This is a genomic window from Micromonospora sp. NPDC049101, assembly GCF_040648675.1.
Lineage (GTDB): Bacteria > Actinomycetota > Actinomycetes > Mycobacteriales > Micromonosporaceae > Micromonospora.
The window spans coordinates 100718-115307 of the sequence record NZ_JBEZED010000005.1 but is presented as its reverse complement, the minus strand read 5'-3'; the positions used below and the strand labels follow the sequence as shown (position 1 = coordinate 115307).

Sequence of the window (14590 nt, the reverse complement as noted above, 5' to 3'; positions counted from 1 at the left end):
GTAGGTGCCCGGGTTGCCATTCACGGGGACCACCGGTGTCGGCAGGATGAACGCCGGCCGGCAGATGCGCCCCGCAGGTGGTCGTGCGAGGCTGCGCGACGAACCGGCGACGACGCCGACGTGCCCCACCGGAGGTCGACGATGCGCATCGAGTCCCGCTACAACGGGCCCGCCGGCTCGGGCAACGGCGGCTGGAGCGCGGGAGTGTTCGCCGCCCAGGCGGGTGGCACCGGCCCGGTCGAGGTGACGCTGCGCCGGCCACCGCCGCTGGAGACCGAGTTGACCCTGGTCGGCGACGAGGTCCGGGACCCGGCCGGCGAGCTGGTGGCCGAGGTGCGCCCCGCCGGGGTGGTCGACGCCGTCGTACCCCCGGTCGACCTGGACACCGCGGTGGCCGCGGCGACCCGCTATCCCGGCCTGGTCGAGCATCCGTTTCCGGGTTGTTATGTCTGCGGGCCGCAGCGGACCGACGGGTTGCGGATCTTTCCCGGTCGGCTGCCGGACGGGCGGACCGCCGCGCCGTTCCGGGCGCCCGCGCAGGTCGGCGCGGCCACGGTCTGGGCGGCGTTGGACTGCCCCGGCGGCTGGACGGTGCTCGCGCCGGGCCGCCCGTACCTGCTGGGTCGGATCGCCGCCGTGGTCACGGCGCTGCCGAACCCCGGCGACGACTGCGTGGTGACCGGGGCGCTGCTCGGCGTCGACGGGCGCAAGGCGCTCGTGCACACCAGTCTGTACGGCCCGGACGGTGCGCTGCTCGGCGCGGCCCGGGCGACCTGGATCGCCCGCTGAGCCCCGGCCCGTCGTCCGCAGGGTGGACTCGCCTCCGCCCTGCGACGGAGGCGAACATACGGACCGCGCCTGATTGACCTTGTTGCCCCGGGCCGTCACGCTGTGCCACGGCGTACCTCGACGCCGTACACGGGAGGAGAACGATGACTGACGGGCAGCGAAGCCCCACCAGCGACGGTCAGATCGTGGTGTCCGGTCTGACGAAGCAGTACAAGAACGTGCGGGCGGTGAACAACCTGTCCTTCACCGTGGCACCGGGGCGGGTGACCGGCTTCCTCGGCCCGAACGGCGCTGGCAAGACCACCACCCTGCGCATGCTGCTGAACCTGGTCACGCCGACTGCCGGCACGGCCACCATCAGCGGCCACCGGTACACCGACCTGTCGGACCCGCTGCGGCACGTCGGCGCGGTGCTGGAAGCCTCCAGCGCGCACAAGGGCCGCACCGGCATCAACCACCTGCGGGTCATCTGCGCGGCGGCCGGGCTGCCCCGGCAGCGAGCCGACGAGGCGCTGGCCCTGGTCGGGTTGACCCCGGCGGCGAAGCGCAAGTTCAAGGGCTACTCGCTGGGCATGAAGCAGCGGCTCGGCATCGCCGCCGCGATGCTCGGTGACCCCCGCGTGCTGATCCTCGACGAGCCCGCCAACGGGCTCGACCCGGAGGGCATCCGGTGGATGCGCGGGTTCCTCAAGAACCTCGCCGTCGAGGGCCGCACCGTGCTGGTCTCCAGCCACCTGCTGTCGGAGATGCAGTTGCTCGCCGACGACGTGGTGATCATCGCGGCTGGGCAGTTGGTCCGGCAGGGACCTGTCGAGCAGGTCCTCGGCTCGATGGCGCAGAGCGCCCGGGTGCGGGTGCGCACGCCGCAGGCCGAGGCGCTGGTCGCGGCCCTGAAGGCGCAGTCGGCGACCATCGAGACCGACGAGCAGGGCGTGCTGCTGGTCGGCGGGGTGGACGCCCCGACGATCGGCCGGGCCGCCCTGGCCACCGGGGTCGAGCTGCACGAACTGACCACCGAACGACCCGACCTGGAACGGGTCTTCCTGGAGCTGACGGCCGGAAAGGCGGGCATCCGATGAACCTGGTCCGAGCCGAACTGCTCAAGATCCGTACCACCAGCACCTGGTGGTGGCTGGCCCTCGGCGCGTTCCTCTCGATCGCCCTGGCGTTCGCGATCAACGCGTGGTTGCTCGTCACGGCGCTCGGTGGCGACGCCGAGAACATCGGCGTCAGCGCCGAGCAGGCGACCGCGCCGGCGCAGGCGGCGAACCTCTACACCTCGGGCCAGTACCTCGGGCTGATGTTCGTGATGCTCATCGGCATCCTGATGGTCACCAACGAGTTCTTCCACCAGACCGCGACGACGACGTTCCTGACGACTCCCCGGCGTACGTCGGTCATCGTCGGCAAGCTCATCGCCGCCAGCCTGCTCGGCTTCATGTTCTGGTTGGCGACGACGCTCATCGACCTGGCCGCCGGCTCGATCTTCCTGTCCCTGAACGACTACGGCACCCAGCTCGGTGAGTGGCCGGTGCAGCGGGCGCTGCTGTTCAACCTGCTCGCGTACGCCATCTGGACGATCCTCGGGGTGGGCATCGGCACGCTGATCACCAACCAGCTCGGAGCGGTGATCACGGCGGCGGTGCTCTACCTGATCGGCACGCAGGTGGTGGGTCTGCTGTTCCTGCTCCTGTCGAACCTGCTGGACAGCCAGGCGGTGCTCAAGTGGCAGGTGGTCTGGCCGGCGGTGGCGTCCCAGGTCATGATCACGGAGGGCACCTCGGAGTTCACCCCGTCCTGGTGGGTCGGCGCGCTGGTGCTGGTCGGCTACGCCCTGGTCACCGGGGTCGTCGGCGTCCTGATCACCCGACGGCGCGACATCGCCTGACGGCGGTCCCGACCCCGGGACGGCGGCGACAGTCCCGCCGCTCCGGGGTCGGTGCCCCGCCCTCGCGGGCGACCATGCGTTACCAGTCCCTCACCAGCCGCGCAGCGGTTGCTGAACTTCTGGCATCTTCTGTGAATCCGGCCACGGGACCGAGGCTGAAATGCCTGCGGGATCGGTACGGCGTAGCCTGGGAGCCGTCCAGTCCGTGCTCCTAATCGGGCACGAGGGACACACCGCGTGCCACACAAACCCGCGTGAAAGAGGCGATTACCGGCCGTGTCGACCCAGCAGACTTCGCAGGAGAACCCACTGGCGGGTTTCGGCCCGAATGAGTGGATCGTCGAGGAGATGTACCAGCGGTACCTCGCCGACCCATCGAGCGTCGATTCGGCCTGGCACGACTTCTTCGCCGACTACCGGCCGGCGCCCGGCGCGGCCACGCCAAGCGGGGCCGAGTCGTCGGAAAAGCCGGCCGCCGCTCCCGAGCCGGACGGGCAGCCGGAGGCAGCCGCCACGGTCAGCCAGCCGAGCGCCACGCCGCCGGCGACCGCGAGCAAGCCGAGCGCCGCACAGCCGTCCGCAGCGCAGCCGTCCGCCGCGCAGCCGGCACCGGCCAAGCCCGCCGCCGCACAGTCGGCACCGGCCAAGCCCGCCGCCGCGCCGGCCGCGCCCAAGGCCGCCCCGGCGAAGGCCGCCCCGACCAAGCCGGCCGCCGCGCCCAGCGCCGACGGCCCGCAGACCACGCCGTTGCGGGGCGTCGCGGCGAAGATCGTCCAGAACATGGACGCCTCGCTGAGCGTGCCCACCGCGACAAGCGTGCGCGCGGTCCCGGCCAAGCTGCTCGTCGACAACCGCATCGTGATCAACAACCACCTCGCCCGGGGGCGCGGTGGCAAGGTCAGTTTCACCCACCTGGTCGGCTACGCGCTGGTCCGGGCGCTGGCCCAGCACCCCGAGATGAACAACTCCTTCGCCGAGGCCAACGGCAAGCCGGCGATGATCCGCCCGGCGCACGTCAACCTCGGCATCGCGATCGACCTGGCCAAGCCGGACGGCACCCGCAACCTGGTGGTCCCCTCCATCAAGGGCTGCGAGCAGATGGACTTCCGGCAGTTCTGGCAGGCGTACGAGGACGTGGTCCGGCGGGCGCGGCGCAACGAGCTGACCATGGACGACTACTCCGGCACCACGATCTCGCTGACCAACCCGGGCGGCATCGGCACCGTGCACTCGATGCCGCGCCTGATGCAGGGGCAGAGCGCGATCATCGGCGTGGGCGCGATGGAATACCCGGCTCCCTACCAGGGCATGTCCGAGGCCACCCTGGCCGAGCTGGCCGTCAGCAAGATCATCACGCTGACCAGCACGTACGACCACCGGATCATCCAGGGCGCGCAGTCCGGCGAGTTCCTCAAGGTGATGCACGAGCTGATCCTCGGCGAGCACGGCTTCTACGACCAGATCTTCACCTCGCTGCGCATCCCGTACGAGCCGGTGCGGTGGATGCGCGACGTGGCGGTCAACTCCGAGGGTCAGATCAACAAGACCGCCCGGGTGCACGAGCTGATCCACGCGTACCGGGTGCGCGGTCACCTGATGGCCGACACCGACCCGCTGGAATTCAAGATCCGCAAGCACCCCGACCTGGACGTCCTCCAGCACGGGCTCACCCTGTGGGACCTCGACCGCGAGTTCCCGGTCAACGGCTTCGCCGGCCGGCAGCGGATGAAGCTGCGCTCGATCCTGGGCGTGCTGCGAGACTCCTACTGCCGCCGGGTCGGCATCGAGTACATGCACATCCAGGACCCGGAGGAGCGGCGCTGGATCCAGGAACGGATCGAGCGCAAGTACGAGAAGCCGTCCGCCGACGAGCAGAAGCACGTGCTCAACCGGCTCAACGCCGCCGAGGCGTTCGAGACCTTCCTGCAGACCAAGTACGTGGGCCAGAAGCGCTTCTCGCTGGAGGGCGGCGAGTCGCTGATCCCGCTGCTCGGTGAGGTGTTGGAGTCGTCCGCCGAGAACGGCTTGGACGAGGTCGTCATCGGCATGGCGCACCGGGGTCGGCTCAACGTGCTGGCCAACATCGTCGGCAAGCCGTACGAGAAGATCTTCTCGGAGTTCGAGGGTCACCTGGACCCGCGCTCGACGCAGGGCTCCGGCGACGTGAAATACCACCTCGGCCAGAACGGCAAGTTCACCACCCCCGACGGCGAGCACGCGGTCAAGGTGTCGGTGGTGGCCAACCCGTCGCACCTGGAGGCCGTCGACCCGGTGCTGGAGGGCATCGTCCGGGCCAAGCAGGACCGGATCGACCTCAAGCTGGAGGGTTACACCGTGCTGCCGCTGGCGGTGCACGGTGACGCCGCGTTCGCCGGGCAGGGCGTGGTCGCCGAGACGCTCAACCTGTCGCAGTTGCGCGGCTACCGCACCGGCGGCACCGTGCACGTGGTGGTCAACAACCAGGTCGGCTTCACCACCGCCCCGGAGTACAGCCGGTCCAGCCTCTACAGCACCGACGTGGCCCGGATGATCCAGGCGCCGATCTTCCACGTGAACGGCGACGACCCGGAGGCTGTGGTCCGGGTGGCCCGGTTGGCCTTCGAGTACCGGCAGACGTTCAACAAGGACGTCGTGATCGACATGGTCTGCTACCGCCGGCGCGGGCACAACGAGGGCGACGACCCGTCGATGTCCAACCCCCAGATGTACAAGATCATTGATTCGAAGCGCTCGGTGCGCAAGCTCTACACCGAGGAGCTGATCGGTCGCGGCGACATCACCGTGGAGGACGCGGAGGAGCTGCTGCGCGACTACCAGGCGCAGCTGGAGAAGGTCTTCAAGGCCACCCGGGACGCCGCCTCGGCGCCACGGCAGCTCAACCGGCCGCGCCGCGAGGAGGAGCCGGAGCCGCAGGTCGACACCGCCACCGACGCGTCAGTGGTCAAGGCCATCGGCGAGGCGCACATCAACCTCCCGGAGGGCTTCACCCCGCACAAGCGGATCCAGCAACTGCTGGACCGGCGGGCCAAGATGTCCACCGAGGGCAACATCGACTGGGGCTTCGGCGAGATCATCGCGCTCGGGGCGCTGCTGCACGACGGGGTCACCGTCCGGCTGGCCGGGCAGGACTCGCGGCGCGGCACCTTCGTCCAGCGGCACGCCTCGGTGGTCGACTCCCGCACCGGCGAGGACTACCTGCCGCTGAAGTCGCTCACCGGCGACGGCGAACGCTCCCGGTTCTTCGTGCACGACTCGCTGCTCAGCGAGTACGCGGCGATGGGCTTCGAGTACGGCTACTCGGTGGAGAACATCAATGCCCTCGTCGCCTGGGAAGCCCAGTTCGGCGACTTCGTCAACGGCGCCCAGTCGGTGATCGACGAGTTCATCTCCTCCGGCGAGGTGAAGTGGGGCCAGCGCTCCGCCATCACCCTGCTGCTGCCGCACGGCCACGAGGGCCAGGGCCCGGACCACACCTCCGGCCGGCCGGAGCGGTTCCTACAGATGTGCGCCGAGGACAACATGCGGGTGTCCATCCCGACGACCCCGGCGAACTACTTCCACCTGCTGCGCCGCCAGGCCCTGTCGCCCAAGCGCAAGCCGCTCGTGGTGTTCACACCGAAGTCGCTGCTGCGGCACAAGCTCTGCGTCTCCTCGGTGGAGGACTTCACCACCGGCACCTTCCAGCCGGTGCTGCGCGACCCGGCCGCCCCGGCACCGGAGGCGGTGAAGCGGGTGCTGCTCTGCTCCGGCAAGGTCTACTACGACCTGTTCCAGGCCCGGCAGGATCGCGGCGTCACCGACACCGCGATCCTCCGCATCGAGCAGCTGTACCCGCTGCCGGTGGAAGAGATCCGGGCCGCCCTCGCGCAGTTCCCGAACGCGGAGGACTTCGCCTGGGTGCAGGAGGAGCCGGCCAACCAGGGCGCCTGGTCGTTCGTCGCGCTCAACCTGCTGGAGCACCTCACGGACGTCCGGCTGCGGCGGATCTCCCGCCCGGCCGCGGCCGCCCCGGCGGTCGGCTCGGCCAAGACCCACGAGGTCGAGCAGAACGCACTGATCGAGGCGGCTCTCCCCCGCCCGTGACCTGACCGCACCACGCGAGCCGGGGCAGGGCCGTTTCACAGCGGTCCTGCCCCGGCTCGCGTCGGTCCCGCCCGGTCCACCCCGCGCTGGCCTACCTGTTGACCAGTCGACCATCCACGCACCCACCAACCGAACCCGCCCGGTCCGACCCGGGCCGAGCACGAGGACGTACCCATGTACTTCACCGACCGTGGCATCGAGGAGCTCGTCGAGCGCCGGGGCGAAGAGCAGGTGACCCTGGAGTGGCTGGGTGAACGCCTACGCGACTTCGTGGACCTCAACCCCGACTTCGAAACCCCCATCGAACGCCTGGCCACCTACCTGGCCCGCCTAGACGACCCAGACGACGAAGACGCCTAACCCCCTCCCGCCCCGCCCCACCCCGCCCCGCCCCACCCCGCCCCGTCCGCGTTGCCCCGCCCCGTCCGCGTTACCCCGCCCCGTCCGCGTTGATCATGAGGTTAGCCGCGCGTGTCGTCGGCGTGTCGAGCAACAACCTCATGATCACCGAGGGCGGGCGGGGAGAGGGCCGGCCGCCCCGCCGCCCCGCCGCCCCGTCAGCGGTGATCATGAGGTTATCCGCGCGTGTCGTCGGCGTGTCGGGCAATAACCCCATGATCACCGGGAACAGGCCGGCCGGGGGCGGGGGTGGGTGGGTCGGCCGAGGGCGGGCGGGGTGGGGGCGGGCGGGGCAGGCTGGGTGGGGGTGGGGTTTTGGGGTTTGCGATCTTTTAGGGTGGGGGCTGTGGCTCGCAGTGTGTATCTGACCAGCGTGGGGTCCGGTGGGGGGAAGTCGACGGTTGCCCTCGGACTGGCGGAGTTGTTGTCCCGTCAGGTGGGGCGGATCGGGGTGTTCCGGCCGTTGGTCTCCGACACCGGGCAGGACCCGATCCTCGCCCTGCTCAGCGAGCGGTACCGGGTCGAGCTGCCGCTTGCCGAGCTGGCCGGGGCGACCTACTCCCAGGCTGCGGCGCTTGTCGCCGACGGCCGGCGCGAGGAGCTGATCTCCACGGTCGTCGAGCGGTACCGGGCGGTGGAGCGGCAGTGCCCGGCGGTGGTCGTGGTGGGCAGCGACTTCGACGACCCGGGCGACCCGGCCCACCCTCGGGAGTTGGCCTTCAACGCCCGGCTGGCCACCGAGTTCGGCAGCGTCGTGGTGCCGGTGGTGGACGGCTTCGGGCAGGAGCCGTCGGCGGTGGCGGCGGCTGTGCGCGGGGCGTACCACGATCTGGCCGACCTGGGCGCGACGGTGCTCGCGGTGATCGCCAACCGGGTCACCGAGCCGATGACGCTGCCGGACCTGCCGGTCCCCGCGTACGCCATCCCGGAGGTGCCGAGCGTGTCGGCGCCGACGGTGGCCGAGGTGGCGGCGGCGCTCGGCGCCACCCTGCTGGCCGGGGACGACGCGGCGCTCGGTCGGGACGTCCTGGACTTCGTGGTCGGCGCGGCGCATGTGCCGACGCTGCTGGGCCACCTCACCGAGGGCGCCCTGGTGATCACCCCCGGAGACCGGGCCGACCTGCTGGTGGCCGCGAGTGCCGCGCACGTGGCCGGGCAGGTGTCGGTGGCCGGGCTGGTGCTCACCCTCGGCGTTCAGCCCGACCCCAGGGTCATGCGGCTGGTGGAGGGCCTGAACACCGGGCTGGCGGTGCTCTCCGTAGGTAGCGACAGCTACGACACCGTGGCCGCGTCCAGTCGGATCGAGGGCCGGCCCAGCACGGCGAACCCGCGCAAGGTGGAGGCGGCGCTGGGGGCGTTCGAGCGTTGCGTGGACACCGACGACCTGGCCCGCCGGCTGCGGGTCAGCCGGTCGACGCGGGTGACCCCGCTGATGTTCGAGAACGAACTGATCGACCGGGCCCGGTCGAAGCCGCGGCACCTGGTGCTGCCGGAGGGCGCCGACGAGCGGATCCTGCGCGCGGCCGAGATCCTGCTGCGCCGGGGCGTCGCCGAGTTGACCCTGCTCGGCCGGCCGGACGACATCACCCGACGCACCCGCGAGCTGGGCATCGACCTCGGTGACGCGAACGTCGTCGACCCGGTCACCAGCGGGTGGCGCGACGACTTCGCCGCCGAGTACGCGCGGCTGCGCGCCCACCGGGGTGTCAGCGCCGAGTTGGCGTACGACATCGTGGCCCAGCCCAACTACTTCGGCACGCTGATGGTGGCGACCGGCCGGGCCGACGGCATGGTCTCCGGCGCGACGCACACCACCGCCGCGACGATCCGACCGGCGTTCGAGGTCATCCGTACCGTGCCGAACGTGTCGGTGGCGTCCAGCGTCTTCTTCATGCTGCTCGCCGACCGGGTGCTGGTCTACGGCGACTGCGCGGTCAACCGCGACCCGGACGCCCCCCAGCTCGCCGACATCGCGATCTCGTCGGCCGACACCGCCGCCCGGTTCGGCATCGAACCCCGGGTGGCCATGCTGTCGTACTCCACCGGCAGCTCCGGCGCGGGCGCGGACGTGGAGAAGGTCGCCATGGCCACCGCCCTGGTCCGGGAGCGCCGGCCCGACCTGCTGGTGGAGGGGCCGATCCAGTACGACGCGGCGATCGACCCCGCGGTGGCGGCGACGAAGCTGCCCGGCAGCCCGGTCGCCGGTCAGGCCACCGTCTTCATCTTTCCGGACCTGAACACGGGCAACAACACGTACAAGGCGGTGCAGCGCTCCGCCGGGGCGGTCGCCGTCGGCCCGGTCATGCAGGGCCTACGCCGGCCGGTGAACGACCTGTCCCGCGGCGCGGGAGTGCCGGACATCGTCAACACGGTGGCGATCACCGCCATCCAGGCGGCAACGGAGGAGCCCTCGTGAGTCGGGTGCTGGTGCTGAACTGCGGGTCGTCGTCGGTGAAGTGGCGCCACTACGACGGGGACCGGGTGCTCGACCACGGCACCGTCGAGCGGGTCGGTGAGCCCGGCGGCGGCCCGGCGGACCACGCCGGTGCGGTCCGGCAGATCCTGGACGGTCTGGACCTGACCGGGCTGACCGCGGTGGGGCACCGGGTGGTGCACGGCGGCCGGAGGTTCGCCGCACCGGTGCTCGTCGACGACGAGGTGCTGGCCGCGATCAAGGATCTGGTGCCGCTCGCCCCGCTGCACAACCCGGCGAACCTGGCCGGCATCGAGGTGGCCCGCGCGGCGCTGCCGGACGTCGCGCAGGTCGCCGTCTTCGACACCGCGTTCCACCACACCCTGCCGGAGGCCGCCGCGACGTACGCGATCGACCGGGACACCGCCGAGCGGTACGACATCCGCCGGTACGGCTTCCACGGCACCTCGCACGCGTACGTGTCCCGGCGTACCGCCGAGCTGTTGGGCCGCCCGTACGAGCGGGTCAACACGATCACCCTGCACCTGGGCAACGGGGCCAGCGCGTGCGCGGTGGCGAACGGTCGCAGCGTCGCCACCTCGATGGGCATGTCCCCGTTGCAGGGGCTGGTGATGGGCACCCGCAGCGGCGACGTGGACCCGACCGTGATCTTCCACCTGCGCCGGGAGGGTGGGCTGTCCGTGGACGACATCGACGACCTGCTCAACCACCGCAGCGGCCTGTTGGGGCTGACCGGCGCCAACGACATGCGTGAGGTGCTCGAACGTCGGGCGGCCGGTGACCGGGCGGCGGCACTGGCCTTCGACGTGTACTGCCGGCGGATCACCGAGTACGTCGGGGCGTACTACGCGCTGCTCGGCCACGTCGACGCGATCGCCTTCACCGCCGGGGTCGGCGAGAACGCCGCGCCGGTGCGGGCTGCCGCGCTGGCCGGCCTGGGCCGGCTCGGCATCACCGTGGACGACGCCCGTAACGACGGCGCGGGCGACCGGTTGATCTCGCCCGAGGGCGCCGAGGTGAGCGTGTGTGTCATCCGGACCGACGAGGAGCGGGAGATCGCCCGGCAGACCCGGGACGTGGTCGGGGCGGCCTGACGCCACGCAGGCGCGCACCCCCGGGAAGCCCGAGGGTGCGCGTGAGTCGGTGCGACTCGATCAGCCGGTCGCCAGCCAGGCGACGAGTGCCACCAGCACCACGACGACCACTGCCGCACCGATGATGAGCGGCAGGCGGGACGGGGTCTCCGTCGGCGCCGCAGTCTCCGGCGTCTGGTTGAAGGCGCGGAACGCCTCGGTGTTGCCGCTGGGGTCCGTGTAGTTCTCAGGCATGTCGGTGACCCTAGCGAAGCTGGTCACCCGGCATCGCCCCCGGCCCACTGACGCGGACGACCTGGCCCGACCGCGGGCCGGGCCTTGTCGAGCAGGTCCTCGTACACCCCGACCTTGAAGGTGATCAGATCCAGGCTCTGGGTGAGCCTGTCGATCTGGTCCGTGACGCGCCCGTGGTGCTCACGCATGAGCGCGAGTCGTTCCTCCTCGTTGCCCGCGCCCGCACGAACGAGTTCGGTGTAGCGGCGCAGCGCCGGCAGTGGCATGCCGGAGGCGCGGAGGATGACGCAGACGGTCAGCCAGTCCACGTCGTCCTGGCTGTAGAGACGACGTCCGGTGGAGCCACGGCGGACCGGGCTGACGAAGATGCCCTCCTGCTCGTAGAAGCGGAGGGTGTGCACGCTCAGACCGGTGCGTTCGGCAACCTGTCCGATGCTCAGCGTCTCGGTGACCTCAACCATGCCGAGCAGGGTAACGAGGGTTGACCTAGAGCCGACTCCAGCTCCTACGGTGCCAGGTGATCACTACTGGAGCACCGAGGAGAACATCGACATGCGCTATCGCACTCTCGGCGGCACCGGCATCGAGGTGAGCACCCACTGCCTCGGGACCATGATGTTCGGTGCCGTCGGAAACCCCGACCACGACGACTGCGCCCGGATCATCCACACCGCGCTCGACCAGGGCATCAACATGGTCGACACCGCCGACATGTACGGCCGGGGTGAGTCCGAGGAGATCGTCGGCACGGCGCTGCGGGGGCGCCGCGACGACGTCGTACTGGCCACCAAGGTGCACTTTCCGATGGGCGAGGGCCCCAACCAGGGCGGCAACTCGCGGCGGTGGATCCTGAAGGCGGTCGAGGGCAGCCTGCGGCGTCTGAACACCGACTGGATCGACCTCTACCAGATCCACCGTCCCGACCCCGCGACCGACATCGAGGAGACGCTCTCGGTGCTCACCGACCTCGTCCGCGACGGAAAGATCCGCGCCTTCGGCTGCTCGACGTTCCCGGCCGAGGAGATCGTCGAGGCGCACCAGGTGTCCGAGCGTCGCGGCCTCGGACGGCTGCGCACCGAGCAGCCGCCGTACTCGATCCTGGCCCGCGGGGTGGAGGCCTCGACCCTCCCGGTCTGCCAGCGCTACGGGATGGGAGTGCTGGTCTGGAGCCCGCTCGCCTTCGGGTTCCTCAGCGGGAGGTACCGCAGGGACCAGCCCGTCGACCTGACGACCGGGCGGGCCGCCCTGCGGCCGGCACAGTTCGACCCCACGATCGCCGAGAACGCCGCCAAGCTCGACGCCGTCGAGCAGCTCGTCGACCTCGCGGCCAGTCTCGGCTGCACGCTTCCGCAGTTGGCCATCGCCTTCACCGTTGCCCACCCGGCCGTCACCTCGGCGATCATCGGACCGCGCACCCTGCCGCAACTGGAGGATCTGCTCGCGGGCGCCACGCTCACCCTGGACGACGCGACCCTCGACCGGATCGACGAGATCGTGCCGCCCGGGACGAACAGGTACAACCCCAACGCCGCCTTCCCACTCCGCGCACTGACCGACACCACACGGCGGCGGCGCCCACTCGCCGAACGCGCCGCGGCCTGAGTACGCCCGGTGCCGGCCGTGCGACGTCGGGTGATCGAATGGACACACCGCGCCAGAACGCACCGGGCAGGTCCGGTGGGCGAGGCACAATCGGATTCATGTCCCGTCGCGTCACCCCGGCACTGCTGGCCGGCACCGTGTTGCTGGCCGGTCTCGTCGGCTGCTCCGCGGACGCCCGGAAGAACGAGGACCGGCAGGCACCCGTCGAACGACCGCCCGCCGCCACACCAACTCCGAAGGTTCCCGCTGGCAAGGCCCCGCAACGCAGCTTCGCGGTCGGCGTACGCCAACTGAAGCTGAACCGGGACGGCCGGGCGCTGCCGACGACGCTCTGGTACCCGGCGGCCGGGGAATCCGGCGGCGCGGCCAGACGGTCCGCGACGGCGGCCGAGGGCCGGTTTCCGGTGGTGATGTTCAGCCACGGGCTGGGCGGGCGGCCGGACGACTACGCCACGCTGCTGACCCGGTGGGCGGCGGCGGGTTTCGTGGTGGCCGCGCCGACGTTCCCGCACACCTCTTCCGGCGGCGACAACAACGTCCTCGACGTGCTCAACCAGCCGGCCGACGTGTCGTACGCGCTGGATCAGGTGTTGGCGCTGGACGGCACGGCCGGCGACTCGTTGCGCGGCCGGGTGGACGGCGAGCGGGTCGCCGCGGCCGGGCACTCGGCGGGCGGGGTGACCACCATCGGCCTCTTCACCGCCAGCCGGGACAAGCGGCTGGACGCGGGAGTGGTGTTCGCCGGCACGGCCCTCGGCGTGGGCACCGCGTTCGCCGGCGCGTCCGCGCCGCAACTGTTCGTGCACGGCGAGTTGGACGAGGTGGTCGACTACGCGGCGGGCAAGGCGGCGTACGACAAGGTGCCCTGGCCCAAGGCGATGCTGAGCCTGCCCAGGGGCGACCACGGGCGGACGATGCTCAAGGACAAGGCCGCGCTGCGAGTCGTCTCGGACACGACTGTCGAGTTCCTGCGCTGGTCGCTCTACGGCGACCCGGCGGCCAAGAAGCGCATCGCCACCGACGCCACCCGCGGCGACATAGCCACCCTCGACGACCACCTGTAACCCGCCCCGCGCCAGCCCCCGGGGGCGGGGGGGCTTTAGGCGGTGTGGTCGATGACGACCTTGCCGAAGGCGTCGCCGGAGTGCAGGCGGGCGAAGGCGTTCTCGACCTGGCTGAACGGGACGACGCTGTCCACCACCGGGCGCACCTCGTTCTCGGAGCAGAACGCCAGCAGCTCGTACAACTCGCCCGGCGTACCCATCGAGGTGCCCAGGATCTCCAACTGCATCGCGAAGACCCGACGCAGGTTGACCGTCGGCTCGTGCCCGGCGGTCGCCCCGGAGACCACGATCCGGGCCATCGGCGCGGCCGACTTCAGCGAGTGGTCGAAGGTGGCCGCGCCGACCGTCTCGATCACCACGTCGACCCGTTCCGGCAGCCGGGCACCGGGTTCCACGGCGGTGGCGCCGAGGGCCGAGATCCGGTCCCGCTTGGCGGCGTCGCGGCTGGTCGCGTACACCCGCTTGCCCATCGCGACGGCGAGCGCGACGGCCGCGGTGGCGACGCCACCGCCCGCGCCCTGGACCAGCACGCTGTCGGCGTCCGCGACGCGGCCCTTGGTGGTCAGCATCCGCCAGGCCGTCAGCCAGGCCGTGGGCAGGCACGCCGCGTCGGTCGCCGCCATGCCGTCGGGCAGCGGGATCAGATTCGACCGGGGTACGGCGACCCGCTCGGCGAGCGTCCCGGCGAAGTGCTCGGAGAGGATGGAGACCCCGCGCGGGTCACCCCGAGTGACCACCACCGGGTACACGACCACCGGGCGGCCCTCCGGGTCCAGCCCGACCGCGTCGCAGCCGAGGATCATGGGCAGCTGGGCCTCGGCGAGCCCCACCCCGCGCAGCGACCAGAGGTCGTGGTGGTTGAGCGAGGTGGCTCGCACCTGCACGGTCACCCAGTCGTCGGCCGGCTGGGTCGGCTCGGGCCGCTCACCGACGGTGAGCGCGGCGAGCGGGTCGGCGTCGTCGAAGCGGGAGGCAAAGGCAGCACGCATGATCGGCACGGTAA

12 protein-coding genes are annotated in these 14590 nt (G+C 71.3%); 9 read left to right on the top strand and 3 right to left on the bottom strand.

The window, feature by feature from the left end; translation table 11 throughout:
• The first annotated feature begins 141 nt into the window (after positions 1-141).
• The 7 genes from AB0B57_RS08410 to AB0B57_RS08380 all read left to right on the top strand — a co-directional run bounded on the left by AB0B57_RS08410 (position 142) and on the right by AB0B57_RS08380 (position 10687).
• Positions 142-789, top strand: coding sequence for a hypothetical protein (locus tag AB0B57_RS08410; protein ID WP_357066729.1), 648 nt, complete (start codon positions 142-144; stop codon positions 787-789).
• Between the two features lie 143 nt (positions 790-932).
• Complete coding sequence (locus tag AB0B57_RS08405; protein WP_357066727.1) at positions 933-1868, top strand: ATP-binding cassette domain-containing protein; 936 nt, start codon at positions 933-935, stop codon at positions 1866-1868.
• Positions 1865-2677, top strand: a complete 813-nt coding sequence (locus AB0B57_RS08400; protein ID WP_357066725.1) for an ABC transporter permease — start codon at positions 1865-1867, stop codon at positions 2675-2677. The genes AB0B57_RS08405 and AB0B57_RS08400 overlap by 4 nt, the downstream gene beginning before the upstream one ends.
• Before the next feature lie 276 nt (positions 2678-2953).
• Positions 2954-6760 (top strand): multifunctional oxoglutarate decarboxylase/oxoglutarate dehydrogenase thiamine pyrophosphate-binding subunit/dihydrolipoyllysine-residue succinyltransferase subunit, encoded by a 3807-nt coding sequence (locus AB0B57_RS08395; RefSeq protein WP_357066723.1) that lies wholly within the window; start codon positions 2954-2956, stop codon positions 6758-6760.
• A 174-nt stretch (positions 6761-6934) separates the two neighbouring features.
• A complete protein-coding gene (locus AB0B57_RS08390) occupies positions 6935-7120 on the top strand; it encodes a DUF6104 family protein (RefSeq protein WP_030490374.1) in 186 nt (61 codons plus the stop codon).
• A gap of 376 nt (positions 7121-7496) precedes the next feature.
• Positions 7497-9575 (top strand): phosphate acetyltransferase, encoded by a 2079-nt coding sequence (gene pta, locus AB0B57_RS08385; RefSeq protein ID WP_357066720.1) that lies wholly within the window; start codon positions 7497-7499, stop codon positions 9573-9575.
• Positions 9572-10687: an acetate kinase gene (locus tag AB0B57_RS08380; protein WP_357066718.1), complete on the top strand. Its 1116-nt coding sequence runs from the start codon at positions 9572-9574 to the stop codon at positions 10685-10687. Before pta ends, AB0B57_RS08380 begins: the two co-directional genes overlap by 4 nt.
• A 60-nt stretch (positions 10688-10747) precedes the next feature.
• Here the strand turns inward: AB0B57_RS08380 and AB0B57_RS08375 are convergent, their stop codons facing one another.
• Positions 10748-10921, bottom strand: coding sequence for a hypothetical protein (locus tag AB0B57_RS08375; protein ID WP_357066716.1), 174 nt, complete (start codon positions 10919-10921; stop codon positions 10748-10750).
• Between the two features lie 23 nt (positions 10922-10944).
• Complete coding sequence (locus AB0B57_RS08370) at positions 10945-11382, bottom strand: MerR family transcriptional regulator (RefSeq protein WP_357066714.1); 438 nt, start codon at positions 11380-11382, stop codon at positions 10945-10947.
• Between the two features lie 49 nt (positions 11383-11431).
• Here AB0B57_RS08370 and AB0B57_RS08365 point away from each other — a divergent pair, with 49 nt between their 5' ends.
• Both AB0B57_RS08365 and AB0B57_RS08360 read left to right on the top strand, forming a co-directional pair.
• Entirely contained in the window at positions 11432-12523 is a 1092-nt protein-coding gene (locus tag AB0B57_RS08365) for an aldo/keto reductase (RefSeq protein ID WP_357066712.1), read from the top strand.
• 98 nt (positions 12524-12621) lie between these two features.
• Entirely contained in the window at positions 12622-13587 is a 966-nt protein-coding gene (locus tag AB0B57_RS08360) for a chlorophyllase (RefSeq protein ID WP_357066710.1), read from the top strand.
• Between the two features lie 35 nt (positions 13588-13622).
• Here the strand turns inward: AB0B57_RS08360 and AB0B57_RS08355 are convergent, their stop codons facing one another.
• Positions 13623-14585 (bottom strand): zinc-binding dehydrogenase, encoded by a 963-nt coding sequence (locus AB0B57_RS08355; protein WP_357066708.1) that lies wholly within the window; start codon positions 14583-14585, stop codon positions 13623-13625.
• Between the last annotated feature and the right edge of the window lie 5 nt (positions 14586-14590).

Bases quoted from the DNA above. Each gene is read 5' to 3' on its own strand.
- AB0B57_RS08410 (WP_357066729.1), top strand. From the start codon at position 142: ATGCGCATCGAGTCCCGCTACAACGGGCCCGCCGGCTCGGGCAACGGC.
- AB0B57_RS08405 (WP_357066727.1), top strand. From the start codon at position 933: ATGACTGACGGGCAGCGAAGCCCCACCAGCGACGGTCAGATCGTGGTG.
- AB0B57_RS08400 (WP_357066725.1), top strand. From the start codon at position 1,865: ATGAACCTGGTCCGAGCCGAACTGCTCAAGATCCGTACCACCAGCACC.
- AB0B57_RS08390 (WP_030490374.1), top strand. From the start codon at position 6,935: ATGTACTTCACCGACCGTGGCATCGAGGAGCTCGTCGAGCGCCGGGGC.
- AB0B57_RS08375 (WP_357066716.1), bottom strand. From the start codon at position 10,921: ATGCCTGAGAACTACACGGACCCCAGCGGCAACACCGAGGCGTTCCGC.
- AB0B57_RS08370 (WP_357066714.1), bottom strand. From the start codon at position 11,382: ATGGTTGAGGTCACCGAGACGCTGAGCATCGGACAGGTTGCCGAACGC.
- AB0B57_RS08360 (WP_357066710.1), top strand. From the start codon at position 12,622: ATGTCCCGTCGCGTCACCCCGGCACTGCTGGCCGGCACCGTGTTGCTG.